Genomic DNA, 16,727 nt, shown 5'->3' on the forward strand with positions numbered 1-16,727 from the left:
TCAAACACACGTGTGTGATCCACGCATGTGGGTTGCCGCAAACGGGGGTCAATCGGGATGGCGGCGGGTTTCAGGTTGGGAGTTGGGGGTTGGGCCGTCGCTTTTCTGGCAATGCGTCACCTGGAATCTGTGACGTTGGTGCGACACACTGTGTGGCGTACTTCTTGATTCCAACGTGATGTGGTGACGGATGACTGTCTTTCGAACCGTGGTGGTGGGGACCGGATTTATTGGACCGGTTCATGTCGAAGCGCTCGGACGAGCCGGGGTGCAGGTCGCCGGTGTGGTCGGGTCGAGTCCGGAAAAGTCGATTGCCGCGTCACGGCGTCTCGGTTTGCCGGCCGACTTCCAAACGCTCGAAGACGCGTTGGCTGATCCCTCGATCGATTGCGTCCATCTGACGACACCCAATCGTTATCACTTTGAACAGGCCAAGGCGGTGCTGCAGGCCGGCAAGCACGTCGTCTGTGAAAAGCCGCTGGCGATGAATTCGACCGAGTCCGCCGAATTGGTTCGCATCGCCCAGGGCAGCGGGCGCGCCGCCGCGGTCGCCTACAACATTCGGTTCTATCCGTTGTGCCACGAAGCGGCCGCGCGGGTCCGCGATGATTCGCTGGGCAGCTTGCTGCACGTCACCGGTTCTTATGTTCAAGACTGGTTGCTCAAGCCGACCGATTTCAACTGGCGTGTGCTGGCCGCCGACGGAGGAGAGCTGAGGGCCGTCGCCGACATCGGCACCCATTGGCTGGACTTGATCCAGTTCATCAGTGGTCGCCGCATCACTTCGGTCTGCGCGGACTTGCGGACCGTGTACCCGACGCGTCAACGGCCGACCGGTCCGGTGCAAACCTATTCTGGCGACGCCCCCGCGGATGTGGCGACCGAGCCGGTCGAGATCACGACCGAAGACTGCGGCGCGATCATGCTGCGGTTCGCCGACGGGGCAAACGGTTGCCTGTGGGTCTCGCAAACCACGGCCGGAATGAAGAACTGCCTGCGTTTCGAACTGGCCGGGGCGAAGCAATCCTTGGCCTGGGACAGCCAATCGCCCAACCTGCTGCAGATCGGTAACCGCGATCGGCCCAACGAGTCACTGGTCCGTGATCCGGCGGCGATGGATTCCACCGCCGCAGCGGTCTCCAGTTACCCCGGCGGCCACAACGAAGGCTTTCCCGATACCTTCAAGCAGCTCTTCCGCAGTTTCTACGGGGCGATCGAGAAAGGCGTCGTCTCGGATCCGGCACCGTACCCGACATTCCTGGACGGGCACCACGAAATCCTGCTCTGCGAAGCCATCTTAAAGAGCCATCGCCAGCAGCGATGGGTGGATGTCGCCTCCACCTAGGTCATGCGGAGGGCATTGATCGGATTGAGATTCTCTCCCTCCGGGAGAGACGGCGTTTGCGCAGCATGCAAACGCTAGAGAGGGGCGACGGTTTACGAAAGTCTTGGCGACTTCCGCTACGAGCTACGCCGAGACGACGTTGATGCGTCGGCCTTTTTGGTCGAATTCGACTTTGCCGTCGACCAGGGCGAACAGGGTGTAGTCATTGCCCTGACCGACACCGCGTCCGGCACGCCAACGGGTGCCACACTGACGGATCAGGATGTTACCCGCGCTGACTGCTTCGCCGCCGAATTTTTTGACGCCACGGCGTTGTGCGTTGGAATCGCGGCCGTTGCGGCTGGATCCCTGACCTTTCTTATGTGCCATCTTTGGAGACCTGAAATCGTTGTGTTTTTTGGGGGTCCAGGAGAATATCGACAGATCCCCTGGACTTCAACCCGTTTCCAGGGGCAGAAAGGCGCAGATTTTGCGACGGGCGTCACAGATGCCGTCAGGATCGGGGGCATCGGTGTCTAGACAACTTTCAATGGCTCCCTTCTCCCCCGGCTTTGCGGGGGAGAAGGGTTGGGGATGAGGGGGGCAGCGGCCTGCAAGAAGCCACTGAAATGAGCCACAGACGGCCCGGGCGTGCGGCCCCTCACCCCCAACCCCTCTCCCCAAAACAGATCGCGGTCATCGGCACTGGGCGATCGAACTCTTTTTGCGCGATCTGTTTTAGGGAGAGGGGGGGATGTCCTCGATTGCGAGCCGGCTAATGTAGACACAAATGCCCGCCAGGAGGGGGCCGTGCAAAAACCGCACGGCCTCTGTCGCCGAGGGTGAATCGGGTCGCGCTAGGTCCGGATTTGTCCGTTGCCTTTGACGATGTATTTGTACGTCGTCAGCTCGCGCAATCCGCAGGGGCCGCGGGCGTGGAACTTGTCGGTGGAGATGCCGATCTCCGCTCCCAGCCCGAACACGCCGCCGTCGTTGAACCGCGTGCTGGCGTTGACCATCACCGCCGAGCTGTCGACGCCTGCGGTGAACGCTTCGGCCGCGGCCAAGTCACGGGTGACGATCGCGTCGGTGTGGTGTGACCCGTAGCGGTTGATGTGCTTGATCGCGTCGTCGATCGAGCGGACCAGCGCGACGCTGATCACCGGTCCCAGGTATTCCGTTCCCCAGTCCTCTTCGTTCGCGGGCACGCTACCGGGGATCAATTGAGCGGCCGCTTGGTCGGCGCGGATCTCGACATTCTCCGCTCGCAGTCGCTCGGCGATCGCCGGCAGTGCCGACGGGGCGATCGACTCGTGGACCAGCAGCGATTCACAGGCGTTGCAGACCCCCATCCGTTGGCATTTCGCGTTGTGAACGATTTTCGCAGCCATGTCGACGTCGGCCGATTGATCGACATAGACGTGGCAGTTGCCGTCGTAGTGCTTGATCACGGGCATCGTCGCTTCGCTGGTGACGCGACGAATCAGCCCTTCGCCGCCGCGTGGGATCGCGACGTCGATGTACTGGTCAAGTGAAAGGAATTCGCCGACGGCGGATCGGTCGGTCGTCGAAACCAGCTGGACGGCCGCCGAGGGCAATCCGCAGTGCTCTGCCGCGGCGGACAGCAAGTCGACGATCGCGCGGCTGCTGTGAATCGCTTCCTTGCCGCCTCGCAGGATCACGGCGTTCCCGCTTTTGACACAGATCGCCGCGGCGTCGGCGGTGACGTTGGGGCGGCTTTCATAAATGAAGAACACCACGCCCAGCGGCACACGCTTCTTCAGGATTTGCAACCCGCCGGGGCGTGTAAATCCGTCAAGGACTTCACCGACCGGATCGGCCAACATGCTGATCTCGCGGAGCGCCGTGGCGATGCCGCCGATTCGGTCCGCATTGAGCCTCAATCGGTCCACCGCCGCATCGGTCAGCCCGTAACCGGGGGCTGTCGCCAAGTCCTGCTCATTGGCGGCGACGATTTGGTCGACCGAATCGATCAGCGCGTCGGCCGATTCGTTCAACCAACGGTTCTTGACTTCCGTATCGAGCGTCGCCAGTGCCGCAGAAGCTTCTTTGGCGCGTTTCGCGGTGTCACGACAGTACGTGGCGAGGTCGTTGGGGGGCGCGGCCGTGTTCATGGACGTGGAAAGATCGGTGAAAGAAAGGAAGCGAAATCCAGTATTCGTCTCTATCACCATAGCCAAACTGTGCCGGGAAGGAACCGCCAGTGGTTGCGCCGAGTCCCTTGCGCGACGGCCTGGAGCCGATGGACGCGGGTGCCGGTTGTGTGGCGGCGGAGAACCGCGGCTAATTTGACCAACGGGCCATAGGGACTTCAGAAACCAACGGTTGCTCCGATTCCGATGCACGTGGCGGCCTGGAGCGTTGACGAGGGGCGACTGCACCGATACGGTTTGGCGTGTCGGCGCCCCCGTCCGCCGGGCGGTGGGTGCCGTCGACTCGTTGCCGACTCGTCTGCCGATCACCGTCCCCCAAACCCCCGCAGTGATTCACCCGGTATGAAGTTCCTGTTTCTCGGAGACATCGTCGGAAAACCCGGCATGAGCGCTGTGCTGCAAAACACGCAGCGGATCCGCGAAGAGTTGGACTTGGACTACGTGATCGCCAACGCGGAGAACGCTTCGGACGGTTCGGGTTTGATGCCCAAGCAATTCGAGCGTTTGATCGACAGCGGGATCGACGGGGTCACCTTGGGAGACCACATCTTTCGTCGCAAGGAGATCATCCGCACGTTGGAAAAAAGCGATCGCATCGTCAAGCCCGCCAATTATCCCGACGAGGCGGCGGGGCGGCGCTGGTCGCTGGTCAAACGGGGCGGACGGCGGCCCTTGGCTTTCGTGTCGATCATGGGACGCGTGTTCATGCGGCCGGTCGATTGCCCCTTCAAGGCGCTCGATGAAGTGCTTGCGGAAATCGAGCCGCACACCGATCAGATCCTGGTCGATGTGCATGCCGAAGCCACCAGCGACAAGCAGTGTATCGGGCGCTACCTGGACGGTCGGGTCACCGCCGTGCTGGGCACCCACACCCACGTCCCTACTGCCGATGCCTGCATCCTGCCCCATCGAACCGCGTTCCAATGCGACGTCGGCATGTGCGGGCCGTACGAAAGCATCATCGGCCGAGACATCGAACGGGTCACCCACACCACGCGAACCGCAGAACCCTGTCACTTTCACGTGGCCACCGGTGACGTGCGGCTGTGCGGTGCGATTGTCGAATCGGACGCCGAAGGACGCGCGGTCAAGATCGAACGTTTCGAGCAACGTGTGATCGTCAACTAATAAAAAAGCCGGCAATCAGATTGCCGGCCGTTGACGCTGGCCGCCCGATCACAGGCGGCGGTTCTCGTTATCGTCCGCTTTAGTTGCGGACGTCGACGTGATTGACCACCTGCAACGAACCGGCGACCGGCAACACGGCCTCCTGAGCGAGCTGCTTGTGATAAAAGCTGCGAACGTTGCCGTGCAGCTGCAGCTCGTTGGATTCCTCATCCACACGCAGCGAACGAAGTTCCGGCACCGAGCTTTTCGCCAGCAGCGCCGAGGCCGCCGTGACGATCTCTTGGGTTTGCATCGTTGTCATGAATAAAGTCTGAAAGCAGTGATGGTTGGGTGACGTTGAAATATCACACATTGCAACGGAATTGCCTACAGGAATTTCAAGAATTTCGACCATTCGTTGCCGCAATGAATGCCCTGCCGCGAGCGCCTTCGCTGCATTCGCTCTGTCCCCTCAAACGCAAGTGATGCGGGCAACGTGGGCAAGCGTTTTCGTCAAGGACGGTCGACAGACATTCTTTGTTTTGCTAGCAAATACATTCATGAAAACAATTTCGGATCCGCGCATGATCCGCCTTGACCGCTGCAAAGGGGCGCCCGTATCTTCCGCCCATCGCTGAGACGCTTGGCTTTGAGCCCAACGCGGCTCGGCGATCGATGCGACTCGCTGGCGTGATCCTGCACTGGCACCTTGGAATTTATTATTCGATTCTCAGGTAGCTGCGGACGAATCGTACGACACGGATTCGACGGATTGAATCACGTGTGACGGTGAAGGCGGCGAGACGCAGGCAAGTGTTCGGCAGGTCCCGGCAAGGACGCATGGGACCGCGTCGAACCGAACCCGAGTGGTCGCCGACCACGCACCATCCACCGGCTCCCGGTCCCATAGCGCGTTATCCTCCGCCCCCCTAGGATCTCGTACTGGACCGGGGGCTTTTTTTATGCGCACGCGCTGCTCGGTCGCTGCATCCTTCTTCTCGTCCCATCGGTCCTCTCCGTCCTATTCGTCCTCTCACCTGATGGAACTGCAAGCCCGACGATCGAACGCGGCGATCACTCCGTTTGATGGTCCGTCGGCTCCAAGATAAACCGATACCCGGCGTCGCGAATCGTCAGCAGGTGGGTCGGTTGGCTGCTATCGGGTTCGATGATCTTGCGCAGTTGTGCGACGGTTTGGTCGACCGCACGGGTTTGCAGGTTGCCGCTGATTTCCCAGACCTCGCTCAGCAATTCGCTGCGGCTGATCACGCGGTCCGGGTTCTCGACAAAGTACTTCAGCAGTTTCAATTGCTTGGGTGTCATCGGGACCGTCTTACCGCCGACGGAAACCTCGTGGTTGAGGAAGTGTGCCGAGACGTTGCCGAATTCGGCCTGTTCGACCGACTCGCGATTGCGGCGCTGCGGCGTCTTGCCCGGGGAGGGCGTGGCATGCTGTAGCAGGTTCTTCACGCGGCTCAGCAATTCATCCAACTCGAAGGGTTTGTTCATGTACTGATTGGCGCCGACGTCAAAACCCCGCGCGCGGTCTTCGGCCAGCGTTCGGGCCGACAGCATCAAGATCGGTGTGGTGACCCCGGCGTCGCGAATCGTCTCGCACACCGTGTAGCCGCTCATCCCCGGCAGCATTAGATCCAAAACGATCAAATGGATCGGTTCGCTGGACGCATCGACCAACCGCAGTGCCGTCGGTCCGTCTTCGACCAGCGTGACGCGGTAGTTGTCGGCTTCAAGGTTGTACTTGATCCCGACCCCCAGGTGCTTTTCATCTTCGACGACAAGGATATGAGGACGCATGGGTGTGGTGGTTTCAGGTTTCGGGTTTCAGGTTTGGCGTGGGGCAGTCGTCGGGCGAATCGACGGCGACGTTTTTCATCGTGACTTCGAAAACGGTGCCCGGGTTTCCGTCGATTTCACGCCGTCCTCGAATCCTGACGCTCGCGCCGACGGACTTGCTGACCGTCCGCACCAGGTACAGGCCCAGGCCGGTGCCCGGCGTGCTGCGTTCCAATTCGTTTCCCAGTCGCACGAATCGGCCGAAAATCTTGCGGCGTTTGTCGTAGGGGATGCCCGCACCGTTGTCGGTGATCGCGACGACGACTTGATCTTCTTTTCCTTTCCCTTCAATGGGGCGAATCGACGCAATGACTTCGGGAGGAGACCCGCCGTATTTGATCGCGTTGTCGATCAGGTTGCGGAATAGGATTTCGACCTGGACCGAGCGACTGCGGATCGTCACGGGGGAACTGTCGACTTTGACCGTCTCGGTCGGCAAGCGGTAGCGCATGCACGCCGCCTCGCCACATTCGGCCAGCATTTGATCCAACCGGAACACCTCCTCGTCTTCCGGTTCGCTTCCCCGGTCGATGCGGGCTGCGTCCAATAGGTGGTTGATCAGGGCGTCCAACCGTTCGACGTCTTCCAGCATGATGCGGTGGAAATCACGTTGCTGGTTTTCGTCGACGCTGTGCCGCGACATCGTCTGCAGGTACAGCTTCAGCGACGCGATCGGGCTTTTCAGTTCATGGGTGACCGAGTCGATGAAATTGGATTGGCGCTGGTTCAAGCGGACGGCCTTGATCGTCAGCGTCAAGTAAACGATCACTCCAGCGAGAATGCTCAGCAGCAACAGACTGCCCAGGATGAACAGCGTCCAAAACAGACCGCTCCGCTCGGAGCCGATGAAGCTGTACACCGCCCAGATCGCACCGAGGATCACCACCAGGACGATCAGGACGACACCCAAGGTGACGGGGGCTCGGAGGGAACGGCGTTCGAGCATAACGGGGTTGATGAAGGCAGGAGGCGGGTGGGCCGACGTCTTCGGCTTAGGGGGGGGCGGCAGCCTGGCACGCTGGATGCCTGGATGGCGGAGCCGGTCCGCTGGTTCAGAGGGCCAGTTTAACGCCGCGCGGCAACTTGGCTGTAGCGGTGTTGCCGCGGGGGGGGGGGCACTTGTGCGAATCGCGTGGCGTTCGTTTTCGGTGGGGCACGCCGCCTTTGTGTTGGCCGCAACGCCTTTCGGGCAGCCGCAAAAAAATTGAACGCGCGTTCATTCTTAGACCGCAACCTGTCGACAAAAACGACGGGGCTTCGCCAGTTTGCCCCGTGCCGTCTTTTCCGAACTTACAAATATTGAGATTCGGTCCGCTTTTTCCGCATTCTGCCCATGACGGAATTTAGGTTCCCGGCAATAATCGAATTATGTGAGTTTAGTTTCCACTAGGCGGAAAATAACGAGAGGGGTCTATGAACAGCCATGTGCAGGTGATTCGGTTCTCAGAAGCGACCATCCGCCAAGTCAGGCTCGATTGCAATCGAGCCATGATCCGCGCCCGCTTTTGTCCACAACGCAGTGAAATCCTGCAGGTGCGATGTATCGACAATCGGGCCGAAACGGAAACCGAATTCGGCAACCAGCTCTGGTATTTCGAAGGGGTCGGTGTTGACGAATTGGACCGCCGGCATCGCGTCTATGGGGTTGTGGAATACTCGACTCAATTCGGCCTGAACGAACTGGTCGAAGACGGGGTGTTCACAACCGAGAACCAGCGCGAGCGGTTTCGCAGTCTGTATGAACGCGAAGTGCAACGCCCCGATTGGCGGCATCCGGGGCATCGCTGGTTGGCTGCGGCGGTGATCGCCGTTTCGATGGCCTGGTTGGGCTATCTGATGTTCGGGGCCGCCGCGGGTTAACTGAACTGTCGCCGTCCTCTCCGAGGTCGGCGTGGGGCAAAGCTTCGCTTTTTATGCGCACGCCGATTTTATGCGCACGCCGAGTTCGGAGAACACGGCGACCCAAAGTCAGGCGGACCGCCTGTACTTGATGGCAGCGCGCGAATGCTTCCTCGAACAGGCATGGTGAACCGGCATGTCCAATCGGTCAGGGCGGGCGGATTTCGTGGCGCCCCGCTATACTGGAGCGGTCAGTCGCCAACTCAACATGATCCGCCGTGTCCCAGCCCATCGTCGATGTCCACCAGCTGCGGAAGACCTATCGCAGCCTGTCGCTGACCGGGCGCCGCCGGATCGACGCGGTTCGCGGCGTTTCTCTGCAAGCCTATCCCGGCGAGGTGTTCGGGTTGCTCGGCCCCAACGGCGCCGGAAAAACGACGCTGATCAAGATGCTGCTGGGTGTGGTCAAACCGTCCGGCGGCGACGCCACGTTGTTGGGGCAACCGATCGGCAGTTCGGCCGCCCGGTCCCGCGTCGGTTACCTGCCGGAATCGTTGCGCGTCGATCGCCATCATTCGGCGCGATCGGCGCTGCGTTACTACGGGCGGATGAGCGGCATGAGTTCGGCCGAGATTAATGCGCAAAGCGATGCGCTGTTAAAGCTGGTCGGGTTGGAAGGCCGCGATCGAGAATCCGTGCGGCGGTTCAGCAAGGGAATGTACCAGCGTTTGGGGCTGGCCCAAGCCTTGCTTCACGACCCCGATCTGTTGGTGCTGGATGAACCGACCGATGGGCTGGACCCGGTCGGACGCAACGAGGTCCGCAAGGTGATCGATCGATTGCGCGACAGCGGCAAGACGATTTTTCTCAACAGCCACATTCTGCAGGAAGTGGAGATGGTTTGCACGCGGGTCGCGATCCTGGCCAAGGGCGAAATCAAAGCGATCGGGCCGATCGACGAATTGGCACATCGAGACGAACAAAAGTTGATCGTCGAAGTCCCCGGTGAGGGGCATGGTGACCGGGCACCGGATTGGCAAGCGATCTTCGCACCGGGGGAAGCGGCGGAAATGGACGTGACCGAGGTCCGCAAGACGTTTCGATTGACGATCGCCGTTTCCGGCCAGGATCAAATCAATGGGGTGGTCGATCGGTTGCGCGGGGCCGGCCAATCGATTTCGCGATTGGAGGTGCGACGTGAATCGTTGGAGGAGACGTTCATGCGGTTGGTCGAAACCGACTCGGTTGCGAGTGCCTCAGCGGAAATCGAATCGGAGCGCCCGTCGGCGGTCGTCGGTGATGGAGGCCAAGCGTGATCAAACCGTACCTGGCCGTGATCGCGGACTCGTTTCATTCCGCGCTCGCCTCGCGGATCCTGTGGATCGCCTTTGTGGCCATCTGGATCTTCCTGGCGGCGCTGGCGCCGATCGGGTACCACGAAGATTACACGACGACGTTTCGCTGGTTCGATTTGGACAACGGCACGCAGATGAAAGCGATGCTGGCGCGGGGGCTGGTCGATCCCAAGGAATCGGAAACGGCGCTGGGACGCATCGCACGAACCTTTCCCGACGACATCCGGCGCAAGCTTCGTCAGGTCGCGCGCGGGGAAGACGTCCGCATCGACAAGGGCGCGCTGGCCGATTCGCTGAATGAATCGTTGGACGATGAATCCTGGTACGATCAACAAGCGTGGCAGACGACGGTTCGCTTGCGCGAGCTTCGCGAGTTGGATGAGATTCCCGAAGATCAGCTCACCACGCCCCAGCGACGGCGTCGGGCCAGGCTGCGGATCGAAGCGGCCTTGCCGGGCGTGTTCACCGCGATGTCGGCCCGCTCGATCACACTGTCGTATGCGGGATTTGATTTTCCCGCGTTCTTCTTGATCGGAAAGGAGCAATTCGTTTCGCTGATCAACCAGTTCGTCGTGCCGATCATGATGGATTGGTTGCTCGGATTCGCGCTGATCTTCTTGGGGATCTTGGTCACCGCGTCGATCGTTCCCGACATGTTGCAACCGGGATCGTTGCACTTGTTGTTGAGCAAGCCGATTTCGCGAACGATGTTGTTGTTGTCCAAGTTCATCGGCGGCTGTGCGTTTGTGTTTTTGTGCGTGACGCAGTTGGTCGTCGGGCTGTGGTTGATCGCGGGCTTTCGTTTGGACATTTGGAACGCGCGGATGCTGTGGTGCATCCCGGTCGCGGTGTTCTTGTTCGCGGTTTTCTTTAGTGTTTCGTTGCTTGCCGGATTGCGTTGGCGTTCGCCGATCTTGTCGATCGGCGTCACGTGCATGTTCGGCGCATTTGTGTTGGTGATCGGGTTCATCGGCGGCTACTTCGACACGTTGGTTCGCGGGCCCGACCGCATCGCCCAGATGTCGTTTGACGACCAAGACGTTGTGGTCACGACGCGTGGCGGCCAGTTGAAGCGTTTTGACTCGGCATCGAACCAGTGGGACGAGTTGATCGAGGGCGATTTTCGTCGTCGCGACTTGATCGTGCCGCCGGTCCGAATCGCGGACGGCAAGATCGCGACGGCGCGAATCCGAGGCGGCCGGTTTAACCTGTACGGCAGCGGATCGTTGGACCTGTTGGTGTTGGACGGATCTCGGCAATGGAAGCCCAACCCGGGACTGCGGTTGCCCAACGGAACGCGGCGTTTGATCGTCGTCGACGACCGGTTGCTCGCGCTCAATAACGCCGGGTTGATGGCAACGAAGATCGACGAAGCGATTTCCGAATCGGGGATCGGGCAAAGTGATCCGCCGCCATCGTCGGGGGAAAGCAGCGGCGAAGTTTCAGACTCCGGAACGGGCGCCGAAGCGGTGCCATCGCCGGAAAGCATCGGGGTCACCGCGTGGATCACCGATTTGATCCGCATGCAGGGCGGCGCGACCGAAGCGTTTCATTCCATCTTGCCCCGCGGCGTCACGTTGACCGATCCGGTGCGGGTGGAGGCGGTTTCGGGGGCGGATTCACTAATCGTTTACTCGCGCGGTCGTTTGATGCGGCTGGAGTTGTCGGCGGAGGCCGATGATTCGGCCGTCGGCGCACCGGTCACTGGCGGCGCATCGCATGAGCCCACCGCAACGCTGGCCGCGGATGTGTTGATGGACGACAACAGTGCGGCGCGGACGACGATGGCCGTCAGCGGTTCCGCGGTGCTCCTGGCCCGGGCGGACGAACCGATGCGCTGGATCGACGCGGCGACGTTGGAAACGCTCCTCGAGTTCCCTTCGCCGCAGGACCAGACGGTGGTGGCCGCCGAAGGGGTGGGCCAGGCCGATCGCTTTGCCGTTCTGACGACCGACGGCCTGGTCCGGATCGCGACGCGCAGCGGGGACGACCTCGTCTGGACGATGCTGCCGCAGCGCGAGGTGACGGCGATCGAATTCGACGCGCCATCCGGCCGGCTGGCGATCGCCCACCACATCGATTCGATCGATTTCGTCACCCTGGGCAGCGACGCCACGCCGCAAACGACCGTCGACCGGACCATCCGCCCCTCCCTGACCAGCTGGAGAAGTGTTGACCGTTATTTGATCACCCCGCTGCGTACGCTGACGCCACAAACGGGGGAATTGAGCCAGACGGTTGCGGCGTTGGTCAGCGGCAAGACGTCCTTTGCGATCGGGGGCAGTTCAGAAGAGGACCAGGAAGTCGTCCAGCTAAAAATCTTGCGTCCCGTCGTCAGTTGCAGCCTTTTCTTGGCCGTGATGTTGACGGTTTCGTCGGTGTATTTTGCACGCCGTGATTTTTGACGGCTCTCGGCAACCGACCGCCGACCAATCGCGGCAAAGTTTGGTTATCATAGCGGCCTTCCCGTTTCCTACCCGCGAGACATCACCCCCGCCATGAAACTTTCCCGCCTGGTCTTTGCTGCCGCAATCGCAGCCCTTGCTTTGGTGCCATCGGTCACGTCGGCCGAAACCCCCGATGGATTTCAGCCAATTTTTAACGGCAAGAACCTGGACGGCTGGCACGGCCGTCCCCATTTCAGCCCGATCAAGTTGGCCGAAATGTCCGAGCAGGAACGCGCCGAAAAGCTGGCCGAGTGGCAAGCCGACGCCGAAAAACACTGGAGCGTCGAGAACGGCGAACTGGTCAACGACGGGCACGGTGCCTACCTGGTGACCGACAAAGACTATCGTGACTATGAATTGCATCTGGAATACAAGACGGTGCCCCGGGCTGATAGCGGGATCTATCTGAAAGCCACCCCGCAAGTTCAGATCTGGGACACGACCGAAGAAGCCAAGTTCAAGCTGGGTGCCGACAAGGGCAGCGGGGGGCTTTGGAACAACAGCGCCGGTGCCCCGGGGAAAGACCCGTTGGTGTGTGCCGACAAACCGTTCGGCCAGTGGAACTCGGTCCGTGTGTTGCAAATCGGCGCGCGGACCAGCGTTTGGCTGAACGATCAATTGGTCGTCGATCATGCAATCATGGAGAACTATTGGGATCGACAATCGCCACTGTTCGTCAGCGGCCCGATCGAATTGCAAACCCACGGCGGTGAAATCCGCTGGCGTAACTTGAAGATCAAAGAGCTGAGTACCGAGGAAGCCAACAGCAAGTTGGCGGCCAAAGGTGCGGACGGGTTCCAGTCGATTTTCAACGGCAGCGACCTGACCGGCTGGGTCGGCGCGACGGACAACTATGAAGTCGTCGACGGGGCGATCGCGTGTAAGAAAGGAAAGGGCGGAAACTTGCTGACCGAAAAGGAGTACGCCAACTTCGTCGCTCGGCTGGAGTTCCGCCTGCCGCCGGGGGGCAACAATGGCTTGGCGATCCGCTCGCCGCTGAAGGGCAATCCGGCCTATGCAGCGATGTGCGAGCTGCAAGTGCTCGATAACACCGCGGAAAAATACGCCAACCTGGACAAGCGACAGTACCACGGTTCGGCCTATGGCATGGCTGCGGCGGCACGCGGGTACTTGCGTCCGGTCGGCGAGTGGAATTTTCAAGAGGTGACCGTTGACGGCAGCACCATCACGGTGGAACTGAACGGCAACGTGATCTTGAAAACCGATCTATCGGAGATCAGCGAGTACATGGCCGATAGCGACCACCCCGGCAAGGACCGTCCCAAAGGCCACTTCGGATTCGCCGGCCACGGCGACGCCGTCCAGTTCCGCGCGCTCTCCATCCGCGAACTGTAGGTCGCGGTTTGTAGAACCGTTGTCCCAACTGTTCCCCCATGACCGCGCAGCGGGCAGAGGATGCCGGGGTCAGCCGCAAGCGGCTGAGGGGGAACAATTGGGGACAATGGTTCTACACTTCAGTCCTCGCCCCGACCCCTGGGAACGAAACCTTCTCTCCCACCTCCCACCTCCCAACTCCCCGCCACCGTTGTGAACAAAGCGTGAAAATGGTAGACTTCGCGGCTTGCGCGAACCCGTAATTTACGGTGATTCCCGCGGTTTTCTACCTCTCCGCTAGGACACCACGTGGCAGACGAAAACGACGAAAACGGCCAAGACGAAGAGAACGGCTCCGGGGATCCGCCGGGCCCTCAAGGTGAAGGTGCCGCAGGTGGTTCAGGCGAGGGGGGTGAGGGTGCCCTGCGGATGATCGATCTGCCGATCGAAGACGAACTGCGGGAAAGTTACCTGACGTACGCGATGAGCGTGATCGTCAGCCGCGCCCTGCCGGACGTCCGCGACGGGCTGAAACCCAGCCAGCGGCGGATCTTGGTCGCGATGAACGACCTGAACCTCGGCCCAGGCAGCAAGCGGGTCAAGTGCGCCAAGATCTCCGGTGACACCTCGGGTAACTACCACCCCCACGGGGAGTCGGTGATCTATCCGACGCTGGTCCGCATGGCCCAGGAATGGAACATGCGTTCGCTGCTGATCGACAAACAGGGGAACTTCGGGTCGATCGCCGGTCTGCCGCCGGCGGCGATGCGGTACACCGAAGCGCGTCTGTCGGCGGTTGCCGCGGCGATGCTCGATGACCTGAAACTGGACACCGTCGACTTCATCCCGACCTATGACGAGGCGCGGACCGAACCGACGGTGTTGCCCAGCAAGTTCCCCAACTTGCTGATCAACGGGTCCGGCGGGATCGCCGTCGGGATGGCCACCAGCATCCCGCCGCACAACCCGACCGAAATCTGTGACGCGGTCATCAAACTGATCGATGAACCCGACACGACGATCGACGAATTGTGCGAAATCGTCCCCGGCCCGGATTTCCCCACCGGCGGCATCATCTGCGGACGGGCCGGCATCCGTCGCGGTTACAAAACCGGACGCAGCACGATCGTCGTGCGCGCCAAATGTCGCATCGAAGAAATGAAGGGCAACCGGCACCGGATCATCGTGTCGGAAATTCCCTACCAGCAATACCGTGACCGCGTCGTCGAACGAATCGCCGGGCTGGTCAACAACGATCGCATCAAAGGGATCTCGGGGATCCGCGACGAGTCGGACTTGAAGGAACCGGTGCGTTTGGTGATCGAGCTGAAACGCAACGAAGATCCCGATGTCATCCTGAACCAGCTGTACCAGTTCTCGCCGCTGCAAGACACGATCTCGATGATCTTCTTGGCGCTCGTCGACGGCAAGCCGCGCGAGTTGACGCTCAAGGAGATGCTGCAGGAATTCATCCGACACCGCATCACCGTGATCCGGCGGCGAACCCAATTCTTGTTGGCCAAAGCGCGACGCCGCAAACACACCGTCGAAGGGTTGTTGTTGGCGCTTGCCAATATCGACGAGATCATTCAAACGATCCGCACCAGTCGTACGCAACCGGAGGCCAAGCAACGCTTGATGGGCATCGAGTGCCCGGCATCGATGATGCAACGCGCCCTGGGCGATGAGGGCTTCCGGCAGTTCCAACTCGAACGCGGCGAATCGGACACCTACACCCTGACCAGCGTCCAAACCGACGAAATCCTCAAGATGCGGTTGGGGCAACTGGTCAACTTGGAACAGGAAAAGCTGACCGACGAGCACAAGCAATTGCTCGAAGAGATCGCCGACTACCTGGACATCCTTGGCAGCCAGGCGCGGGTCTATGGCATCATCAAGGAAGACTTGGAGGAGATGAAGCGCCGATTCGGTTCGCCGCGCCGCACCCAAATCAGCCACGAAGAACTCGGCAACATCGATCTGGAAGATCTGATCACCGAAGAAACGATGGTCGTGTCGATCACGCACGAAGGGTACATCAAACGCACGCCTTCGAGCGTTTACAACACCCAGCGGCGCGGCGGCAAGGGACTCAAGGGCGCCAAGACCGATGGCGAAGACCCGATCGAGCATCTGTTCGTCGCCAGCACCCACGCCTACCTGCTGTTTTTGACGACGACCGGAAAGGTGATGTGGCAAAAGGTCTATGACCTGCCCCAGTTGCCCCGCGATGCCCGGGGCCGTGCGATCGTCAACCTGTTGGCGCTTGGAGAAGGCGAAAAGATCGCCTCGTGCCTGGCCATCCGCGACTTCAACCAAGAAGGCGCTTACGTCGTGATGGCCACCCGCAGCGGATTGGTCAAGAAGACGCCGTTGGAACAATACAGCCGACCCAAACGCGGCGGGATCATCGCGATCAAGTTGCGCGAAGGCGACGAGTTGGTTTCGGCCAACGTGATCGGACCGGGTGACGAAGTGATCCTGGTCACCGCGTCGGGCATGGCGATTCGGTTCAAGGAATCTGACGCCCGGCCGATGGGGCGCAACACCTCCGGCGTCAAAGGCATCTCGCTGGTCGGTGAGGACAATGTGGTCGGAATGGTGGTCGCCGAACCGGAGGCGACGCTGTTGACCGTTTGCGAGAACGGCTATGGCAAACGCACCCCGTTCGGCCCCAACGCGATCGCCGATGAAGGCGGCGAAGAGACCGAGAGTGAGAATGGAAACGGATCGTCATCGGCCCGCTACCGGACCCAACGGCGTGGCGGAAAGGGGCTTCGTGACATCAAAACCAGCAGCCGCAACGGCAAGGTCATCGCGATTGCCCGTGTGGACGACAACGACGAAGTCTTTCTGATGACCGGCAAGGGAAAGATTCAGCGGATCGCCGCGCGGGACATCAGCGTGATCGGCCGCAACACCCAAGGCGTGCGGATCATGAACGTCGATGGCGGCGACACGGTGGTTGCCGCGGTCCGCATCCCGCCCGAGGAAGAGGCCGAAGAAGGGGCTAGCGAAGCCGATGCCGGTGCACCCACGCCGGAATCCGCAGCGGTTGTGGCCGACGCGGGCGAAACGAGTCAGCCCGCCGACGGCGACAGCCCAGGCTCCGACGAGGAAACGAGTGGGGATGGCGGCGAGTGATCGGCGTGTTGGCCCGTTCCGAGGCTCCGCCTCGGAACCCGCCGCAAATCAGGTAAGAAGATTTCGCGGCTATGAAAATGTCGAAATCCCATGGGGACCAAGCTAAGAATTCACCCTCCCTGGCAGGGAGGGTGAAGTTGTAAACGCC

General features: G+C 60.9%; 12 protein-coding genes. 7 read left to right on the forward strand and 5 right to left on the reverse strand.

Features of this window, described 5'->3' with window-relative positions; translation table 11 throughout:
- Positions 1–190 precede the first annotated feature (190 nt).
- Entirely contained in the window at positions 191–1,345 is a 1,155-nt protein-coding gene (locus H1B37_RS00555; RefSeq protein WP_182864660.1) for a Gfo/Idh/MocA family protein, read from the forward strand.
- Positions 1,346–1,468: 123 nt separating this feature from the next.
- On the opposite strand, the gene rpmA is transcribed toward H1B37_RS00555, so the two are convergent.
- Both rpmA and H1B37_RS00565 read right to left on the reverse strand, forming a co-directional pair.
- Positions 1,469–1,714: a 50S ribosomal protein L27 gene (gene rpmA, locus H1B37_RS00560; RefSeq protein WP_182864661.1), complete on the reverse strand. Its 246-nt coding sequence runs from the start codon at positions 1,712–1,714 to the stop codon at positions 1,469–1,471.
- Positions 1,715–2,181: 467 nt separating this feature from the next.
- Entirely contained in the window at positions 2,182–3,459 is a 1,278-nt protein-coding gene (locus tag H1B37_RS00565; protein WP_182864662.1) for a glutamate-5-semialdehyde dehydrogenase, read from the reverse strand.
- Positions 3,460–3,840: 381 nt separating this feature from the next.
- Between H1B37_RS00565 and H1B37_RS00570 the strand changes: the two genes are divergently transcribed.
- Complete coding sequence (locus H1B37_RS00570; RefSeq protein ID WP_182864663.1) at positions 3,841–4,626, forward strand: TIGR00282 family metallophosphoesterase; 786 nt, start codon at positions 3,841–3,843, stop codon at positions 4,624–4,626.
- Positions 4,627–4,705: 79 nt separating this feature from the next.
- Here H1B37_RS00570 and H1B37_RS00575 read toward each other — a convergent pair whose 3' ends face one another.
- The 3 genes from H1B37_RS00575 to H1B37_RS00585 all read right to left on the reverse strand — a co-directional run bounded on the left by H1B37_RS00575 (position 4,706) and on the right by H1B37_RS00585 (position 7,405).
- Complete coding sequence (locus tag H1B37_RS00575; protein ID WP_286177252.1) at positions 4,706–4,927, reverse strand: BON domain-containing protein; 222 nt, start codon at positions 4,925–4,927, stop codon at positions 4,706–4,708.
- Positions 4,928–5,679: 752 nt separating this feature from the next.
- Complete coding sequence (locus tag H1B37_RS00580) at positions 5,680–6,420, reverse strand: response regulator transcription factor (protein ID WP_182864664.1); 741 nt, start codon at positions 6,418–6,420, stop codon at positions 5,680–5,682.
- A gap of 13 nt (positions 6,421–6,433) precedes the next feature.
- A complete protein-coding gene (locus tag H1B37_RS00585; RefSeq protein WP_182864665.1) occupies positions 6,434–7,405 on the reverse strand; it encodes a sensor histidine kinase in 972 nt (323 codons plus the stop codon).
- A 467-nt stretch (positions 7,406–7,872) separates the two neighbouring features.
- On the opposite strand from H1B37_RS00585, the gene H1B37_RS00590 reads away from it, so the two are divergent.
- The 5 genes from H1B37_RS00590 to gyrA all read left to right on the forward strand — a co-directional run bounded on the left by H1B37_RS00590 (position 7,873) and on the right by gyrA (position 16,579).
- Positions 7,873–8,319, forward strand: a complete 447-nt coding sequence (locus H1B37_RS00590; RefSeq protein WP_182864666.1) for a hypothetical protein — start codon at positions 7,873–7,875, stop codon at positions 8,317–8,319.
- Between the two features lie 257 nt (positions 8,320–8,576).
- Positions 8,577–9,614, forward strand: a complete 1,038-nt coding sequence (locus H1B37_RS00595) for an ABC transporter ATP-binding protein (RefSeq protein WP_182864667.1) — start codon at positions 8,577–8,579, stop codon at positions 9,612–9,614.
- Complete coding sequence (locus tag H1B37_RS00600; protein ID WP_353620744.1) at positions 9,611–12,058, forward strand: ABC transporter permease; 2,448 nt, start codon at positions 9,611–9,613, stop codon at positions 12,056–12,058. The genes H1B37_RS00595 and H1B37_RS00600 overlap by 4 nt, the downstream gene beginning before the upstream one ends.
- A 93-nt stretch (positions 12,059–12,151) precedes the next feature.
- Positions 12,152–13,456 (forward strand): 3-keto-disaccharide hydrolase, encoded by a 1,305-nt coding sequence (locus H1B37_RS00605; RefSeq protein WP_182864668.1) that lies wholly within the window; start codon positions 12,152–12,154, stop codon positions 13,454–13,456.
- 288 nt (positions 13,457–13,744) lie between these two features.
- Positions 13,745–16,579, forward strand: coding sequence for a DNA gyrase subunit A (gene gyrA, locus H1B37_RS00610; protein ID WP_182864669.1), 2,835 nt, complete (start codon positions 13,745–13,747; stop codon positions 16,577–16,579).
- The last annotated feature ends 148 nt before the right edge of the window (positions 16,580–16,727 follow it).

The sequence above is a fragment of the Stieleria mannarensis genome (genome assembly GCF_014154935.1).
GTDB lineage: Bacteria > Planctomycetota > Planctomycetia > Pirellulales > Pirellulaceae > Stieleria > Stieleria mannarensis.

Coding starts and splice junctions, on each gene's coding strand:
- H1B37_RS00555 (WP_182864660.1), top strand. CDS start 191: ATGACTGTCTTTCGAACCGTGGTGGTGGGGACCGGATTTATTGGACCG.
- rpmA (WP_182864661.1), bottom strand. CDS start 1,714: ATGGCACATAAGAAAGGTCAGGGATCCAGCCGCAACGGCCGCGATTCC.
- H1B37_RS00565 (WP_182864662.1), bottom strand. CDS start 3,459: ATGAACACGGCCGCGCCCCCCAACGACCTCGCCACGTACTGTCGTGAC.
- H1B37_RS00570 (WP_182864663.1), top strand. CDS start 3,841: ATGAAGTTCCTGTTTCTCGGAGACATCGTCGGAAAACCCGGCATGAGC.
- H1B37_RS00575 (WP_286177252.1), bottom strand. CDS start 4,927: ATGACAACGATGCAAACCCAAGAGATCGTCACGGCGGCCTCGGCGCTG.
- H1B37_RS00580 (WP_182864664.1), bottom strand. CDS start 6,420: ATGCGTCCTCATATCCTTGTCGTCGAAGATGAAAAGCACCTGGGGGTC.
- H1B37_RS00585 (WP_182864665.1), bottom strand. CDS start 7,405: ATGCTCGAACGCCGTTCCCTCCGAGCCCCCGTCACCTTGGGTGTCGTC.
- H1B37_RS00590 (WP_182864666.1), top strand. CDS start 7,873: ATGAACAGCCATGTGCAGGTGATTCGGTTCTCAGAAGCGACCATCCGC.
- H1B37_RS00605 (WP_182864668.1), top strand. CDS start 12,152: ATGAAACTTTCCCGCCTGGTCTTTGCTGCCGCAATCGCAGCCCTTGCT.